Origin of the sequence: Rhodopirellula maiorica SM1 (genome assembly GCF_000346295.1) — a bacterium.
GTDB classification, from domain to species: domain Bacteria; phylum Planctomycetota; class Planctomycetia; order Pirellulales; family Pirellulaceae; genus Novipirellula; species Novipirellula maiorica.
Genome location: NZ_ANOG01000561.1, coordinates 1 through 6,488, shown reverse-complemented (window position 1 = coordinate 6,488; position 6,488 = coordinate 1). Strand labels below are relative to the sequence as shown.

At 54.5% G+C, this 6,488-nt stretch carries 5 protein-coding genes; 3 read left to right on the top strand and 2 right to left on the bottom strand.

The genetic code is table 11. From position 1 onward, the window contains the following. Together RMSM_RS17970 and epmB are read right to left on the bottom strand one after the other, a co-directional pair. The coding region (locus RMSM_RS17970; protein WP_008699278.1) for an ABC transporter permease at positions 1-759 on the bottom strand (759 nt) is incomplete at its 3' end. Between the two features lie 26 nt (positions 760-785). Further along, a complete protein-coding gene (epmB, locus tag RMSM_RS17965) occupies positions 786-1,934 on the bottom strand; it encodes an EF-P beta-lysylation protein EpmB (protein WP_008699277.1) in 1,149 nt (382 codons plus the stop codon). 85 nt (positions 1,935-2,019) lie between these two features. Between epmB and efp the strand changes: the two genes are divergently transcribed. The 3 genes from efp to RMSM_RS17945 form a co-directional block, all read left to right on the top strand. Then, the gene (gene efp, locus RMSM_RS17960; protein ID WP_008699275.1) at positions 2,020-2,589 is read left to right on the top strand and encodes an elongation factor P; all 570 of its coding nucleotides are present in this window, start codon (positions 2,020-2,022) and stop codon (positions 2,587-2,589) included. Between the two features lie 273 nt (positions 2,590-2,862). After that, positions 2,863-4,212, top strand: coding sequence for a magnesium transporter (mgtE, locus tag RMSM_RS17950; protein WP_008699272.1), 1,350 nt, complete (start codon positions 2,863-2,865; stop codon positions 4,210-4,212). A gap of 140 nt (positions 4,213-4,352) precedes the next feature. Continuing rightward, the coding region (locus tag RMSM_RS17945) for an FAD-dependent oxidoreductase (protein WP_008699270.1) at positions 4,353-6,488 on the top strand (2,136 nt) is incomplete at its 3' end.

Sequence of the window (6,488 nt, the reverse complement as noted above, 5' to 3'; positions counted from 1 at the left end):
GACTGCCTCTTCGGCCTCACGCTCTAAATCGATCACTTCCTTGCCTTCGCTGCCCACGTCCGGTGGATAAAGCATCCGTCCAGCGGCAGCCGAACACATCAAGATCACGGCGGACAATGCGAACGCGGGAATCACCAGCAAAGCGAGTTTTAATCGCAATTCGCCCTGCCCTTCCAGCGATGCCCAAAACAGGATCGCCCCGATCACCAATGGCAGGATGAACAAGTAGCTGACGACCAACGAGCTGCTTGTGCGCGAAAAATAGCTGCTACAAAAGACGCCAATCGCGCCGAACAAAATCACCGAAACGATCAGCCCCAAATAGGCCGCCAAGACTTCGTAAACACTGACGCCACCCAGCGGCAGACAAAGCACGATGATGGGCAGCGAGGCCAAGATCAGCATGCCCAGGTGCGTCAAGCTGGCGACCATCTTGCCAAACACGATTGCGCCGGGACGTAGCGGGCTGGCCAGCAACATCTCGTAGGTATGGCGTTCTTTTTCTCCGGTGATGGTTCCGGCTGCAAAGCTTGGCGCCATCAGCGATGCAATCACGTATTGCCCAAGAAAAAACAGGTTGACCAACTTCGTTGCCGATGGCGGGCTGATGGTCAGATCCAACCTTTGTTCACTTGGCCATGCCATCAACACCACTGCCGCAAGTAACAGCTGATAGAGTCCGAGCAGAAAGAACGCACGATTGGTACGCAGGTTTCCCAGCAATTCACGTTGAAGAACGGGATTTTCAAAAACGTACATGGTCGGATGATTCTAGCGATGTGGGATTAGAGAGGCGTCTTGGATGGCTCGCCAGCTTGTTCGCGGACATAGGTTGGGACTGCGTACCCAGGTAACCGGCTGCGGATGCGGTGGATGAGTTCCAATCCCTGTTGGACCGGAACTTCAAAATGCTTCGTTCCTCGTACGCGATCGAGTTGGTGCAAGTAATAAGGTTGGATGCGGTGATTGACCAATTTCATACACAGATCGACCAGCGTTTGTTCGTCATCGTTCACGCCACGCAGTAGCACGGCTTGATTCAACACTGGGATTCCCGAGTCAACAAGCATTTCCATCCGAGCGATCACCGACGAGTCTAACTCATTCGCGTGGTTGCAGTGCACGACGAACCAAACCGCCGAGCGTGTTTTTTTCAGTTTGCTGCAGAGCGAATCAGTGACGCGTTGCGGAATCACGATCGGCAATCGAGTGTGCAGTCGAATGCGGCGAACATGCGGGATCGCATCGATTCGCTCGATCAATTCGAAAAGCTTGGCGTCAGTCAATGTCAGCGGGTCGCCGCCGCTGAGGATAACCTCTTCGACATCAGGGTGAGCTTGAATGTATTGGATCGCCGGAGCCCAGTTTTCACGTCGCGAGCCCGCTTGTTGATAGGGAAATTCGCGGCGGAAACAGTACCGGCAGTGCACCGCACAAACGCCCGAAGCAATCAGCAGGACACGGCCGTCGTATTTGTGAATCACCCCCCCGGCGGCTAGTGAGTCGAGGTCGCCGACCGGATCGGAAACAAAGTTGGGGGCCGTAACCAATTCATCGCTGACCGGCAACACTTGGCGGAGCAGTGGGTCGGCGGGGTCACCGATGGCCATCCGGCTCAAAAATTCGAGCGGGACGAAGGTCGGAAACGTCTCGAGATGCTCGGGAAAGGTGTCGGCGGGCAACTGAAGTCGCTCAAGCAGCTGTTTTCCGCTGCGAATCGCCTTTCGCATCGCCGTTTGCCAATCGACTGCCGCAACAGCGGGGGGCTGGACCGTGGCGGCGAAAAGCTGCTCAGGACGGGGCGGGACAAGAACCCGTGATCGCGTTAGAATCTGGTCCGGTTGCTCCTGAGACTGGGGGGCTGAGTCGTTCTGCGGTTCAGCCGACACGGGATTGAACTTGTCCGATTCGCGAGGGGAAGTGTCCTGGATCATTCAGTTTCTAGTGGATGCAACCAATCAAATATTCAAAATCCCCATCCCTCGAAAACATTGACTCGTAAAGACGGGACCGTCGTCTATGGCTACTTATAACACAAGTGACTTCCGCAAAGGACTTAAGGTCCAAATTGATGGTGAACCTTACATCATGACGGAAATGATGTTTGTCAAACCGGGTAAAGGCAACGCACTTTACAAATGCAAACTGAAAAATCTGATCCGCGGGACTTCGCTTGATCGCACCTACAAAGGAGGCGACTCGCTCGAATCCGCCGACGTGGAAACGACCGAGGTACAGTTTTTGTACCGTAGCGGTGACGATTTCGTTTTCATGCACAACGAGTCGTTTGAACAATATGAGGTGACAAGCGACGTTGCCGGCGACATTTGGAAGTATTTGAAGGACGGCATGGCTTGCACGATGACGCTGTACAACGGCAACGCCATCATCGTCGAGCCGCCGAATCACGTCGAATTGTCGGTGACTGAATGCGTCCCCGGTGCCAAAGGTGACACTGCCACCAACGTCACCAAGCCTGCCACGGTGGAAACCGGGGCGGAGTTCAACGTGCCTGGATTCATCAAAGAAGGCAACGTGATCAAAATCGATACTCGCTCAGGCGAATATATCGAACGAGTCAGCAACTAAGCTTGCAGTTCGCATTGGCTCTTTTGGGCGCCGTGTCGCGAAAGTCGCCAAGACTTTCGGCCAAGCAATCGCGGCGTACGAAAATCATAACGAGGTGGCTTCGTCGCTCGTTTTTCGCCTCGCTGACGGTTTGGGATTGCGGCGGTAGCCAAAACGGCTTTCGCCGCGATGCTTGTCTTTTTTGAATTTTTTAACGCAACATTGTTATTGCTCGCCTCCATTCTCTAATGCCTATGAAATGAACGCATTGCTGCGTTTTTTCTAATAATTGCCATGGTCAACACGCTCTTCCTTCCTGAATTACGAGAAATGTTGGCCGAGCAAAATCGGGCTGAGCTCGAAGAGTTCTGCACGACGCTAAATCCGGGGCGAACGGCAGAGTTCATGGAGGGACTTTCCAACGAAGAAGCATGGGAAGTGCTGCAATTCGCCGAGCCGTCGCGTCGTTCGGAGATTTTTGGTTACTTTGGCGAAGAACGCCAATTAGAGATGCTTCGCGATCATGATCCGTCGCAAGTCGCCGCCTTGGTCGAAGAGATTCCAGCGGACGATCGCGTTGACTTGATCCAAGAATTGTCGGACCAGCGTGTCCAAGAGATTCTGCCGCTGTTGCCGGTCCAAGATCGCCGCAATATCCAACGTCTTCGCTCCTATCAGGGCGAGACCGCGGGCGGGTTGATGACGACCGAGGTAGCCAAGTTGGGCGAGAAACTGAGTGCCCGCGAGGCGCTTGATGAACTCGGACGCCAAGCCAGTCAACTCGAGACGATTTACTACTTGTATGTCGTTGATGACGACGATTTGCTCCGCGGGATTGTCTCGACACGGCAACTGGTATCGTCGCTGGCACATCCCGAAATCACGCTCGGTGACATGATGGAAACGGATGTCGTCGTTGCCAATGTGACCGAGGATCAAGAGTCGGTCGCTCATAAAGTCGAGCGATTCAACCTGTTGGCGATCCCCGTGGTCGACGCCAGTCGGCGATTGCTCGGAATCATCACGCATGACGATGTGATCGACGTGGTCCGTGAGGAATTGACCGAGGACGCCCAGCGGATTGCGGCCGTCGCCCCTCTGGAGCACGATTTCCTTCGCATCGGTTTGATAACGCTGTCGTGGAAGCGAGGGATCTGGCTGACCATTTTGTTTTTTGCTGCTTTGTTGACCGCGTTTGCACTGCGTCACTACGAAGACGAGTTGCAGCAATTCGTCTGGTTGGTCTGGTTCATCCCACTGATCATCAGTGCGGGGGGGAATTCGGGAAGCCAATCGGCGACGTTGGTTATCACCGCGATGACAAGCGGGCAAGTCAAATTCCGTGACTGGCACCGTGTTTTGGTTCGCGAAAGTATTGTGTCGTTAATGCTGGGCAGCTTTTTGGCGTTGATCGGATTTGCCGTTGCGATCTTTGTGGCTCCTTCGTTCCACGATGCGCTGGTCATTCCGATCACGTTGTTGGCGGTCATCGTCTGTGGTTGTCTGTGTGGCGCAACGCTGCCGATTGTCTTCAAGCGGGCTGGATTGGACCCAGCGCTGATGAGCAATCCGTTTGTGGCCGGAATCGTCGACATCATGGGCATTGTGATCTATATCAATGTCGGCCGCATGCTGCTCGGCTAGGGACCGCGATGGGGATCCCCGTAATTGGCCATGTGATGCCGCTTCTTGGTACTCAATGGTGGTGACTTCTCCCGCGAATAACTACAATGAGGGCGTGTTCTCCCCACCTCTCACACCCTCCCATATTCTCAAGGCCAATAATGACGCTTGCGCGACGATTTTTTACGGCTCTTACCATCGCATTTGCCGCGATCACGCTTCAGCCCACTCGTGCTGAAGATTCGGTGTTTATCGAAGCAGAAAGCTTCGCAAAGCCCGGCGGTTGGAAACTCGACACCCAATCGATCATGACGATGGGCTCGCCCTATATGATCGCCCACGGGTTGGGAAAACCGGTCGATGATGCGACCACGACCGTCGAGTTTCCGAGTGTGGGGACGTACCATGTATTTGCCCGTACCAAGGATTGGGTGGCTCGTTGGGAAGCTCCCGGCGCCCCTGGCAAATTCCAGATCGCGGTGAACGGCAAAACGCTCGACCACACCTTCGGAACGAAAAACGCCGAATGGTTTTGGGAGGCTGGTGGGACGATTGAAATCGACGACACCAAAGCCACGGTCGCATTGCAGGATCTAACGGGATTCGACGGTCGCTGTGACGCCATTTATTTTTCAAAATCGGGTGCGGAGCCGCCAAACGAATCGGCGGTGTTGGGCCCATGGCGTCGCAAACAACTTGGTTTGGGCGATTCGCCCACTGAAAAAAGTGGCTATGACATCGTCGTCATCGGCGGCGGTTACTCAGGCATGGGGACCGCGATTTCGGCGGCCCGGATGGGATGCAAAGTGGCCTTGGTGCAAAACCGCGGCGTCTTGGGCGGAAATGGATCAAGTGAAATTCGTGTTTGGGCGATGGGGCATGTCCGCCGAGGTAATTATCCTCGCGTCGGTGAAATTGTTACCGAGTTTTCCGATAACGCCACCAAGTCACCGGGGACCTACGAAGAATTCGAAGACGCCAAAAAAGAAGCGATCGTGCGGGCTGAACCCAATATCGATTTGTTCCTAAACCATCATGCGTATCATGTCGAAACCAACGACGACCAAATCGAAAGCGTGATGGCGTTTGATACTCGTACAGGTGACCAAATCCGATTTCGCGGAACATTGTTTGCCGATTGCACCGGCCACGCCACGATCGGGCATCTCGCCGGTGCGGACAGCGAAATGACACCGGAGGGACGCATGGGCATGAGCAACATGTGGGCGTGGGACGAAGCCGACAGCCCTACCGAATTTCCGGAAACGCCTTGGGCATTGCCGTTGAGCATGGACGATTTCCCCTATCCGCGTGACCATCATGGCCAATGGTTTTGGGAGAGTGGATTTGACAAGGACCCTATCAATCATGCCGAAGCGATTCGCGATTGGAATCTGCGAGCGGTCTATGGAGCGTTCAATGCGATGAAAAACGGCGATGGTGCCGACAAGCACAAGAACGCCTATTTGACCTGGGTCGCTTACATCGGCGGACCGCGTGAATCGCGTCGTTTGCTCGGCGACATCGTGTTGACACAGGACGACGTCGTCAACAAAGTTGCCTATCCCGATGGATGCGTGCCAAGTACGTGGTCAATCGACCTGCATTATCCGAAACAGCAATATGCTGAAAAATTCCCCGATAACCCGTTCATTTCGGTCGCGGTGCATGACCGGCGTATCGATCGCAACTATGGATATCCGGTTCCCTATCGAACATTCTATTCACGAAATATCTCGAATCTGTTTATGGCGGGACGCTGCATCAGTGTGACGCACGAAGCCTTGGGGACCGTGCGAGTGATGCGGACTTGCGGGATGATGGGCGAGGTTGTTGGCAAAGCGGCCAGCGTCTGTGTGCGTCACGACTGTACGCCTCGCGACGTCTACGGCAAGTATTGGTCGGAGATGGATGAACTGCTGAAACTGCCTGGTAAGGCGCGTCGCGACACCGTCAACGCCGAAATTGTTGTGCCCGACGATGCGTTGCCGTTGGCACCGTCCACAGGATTGCCGACAAGCGGCAAAGGCGGAGGAAAAAGTATCGATCCCGCAAAAATCAGCGGTTTGGTGATCGATGATACCCAGGCGAAACAGACAGGCCGTTGGACGGCGGGAACGGGATTGCCAAAATTTGTCGGCTCGCACTACTTGTACGGCAGCGGAAAAGATTCAACGATCCGCTTCGAATTTGCCTGGCCGGCTCAAGGTAAGCATCAGATCATGCTTGCCTATCAGTCACACGAAAACCGCAGTGACAAGGTGACTGTGGAAATCAAAAACNGGCGACGACGTGGT

Excerpts from the sequence above, each read along its gene's own strand:
- efp (WP_008699275.1), top strand. The coding sequence starts at position 2,020 with ATGGCTACTTATAACACAAGTGACTTCCGCAAAGGACTTAAGGTCCAA.
- epmB (WP_008699277.1), bottom strand. The coding sequence starts at position 1,934 with ATGATCCAGGACACTTCCCCTCGCGAATCGGACAAGTTCAATCCCGTG.
- mgtE (WP_008699272.1), top strand. The coding sequence starts at position 2,863 with ATGGTCAACACGCTCTTCCTTCCTGAATTACGAGAAATGTTGGCCGAG.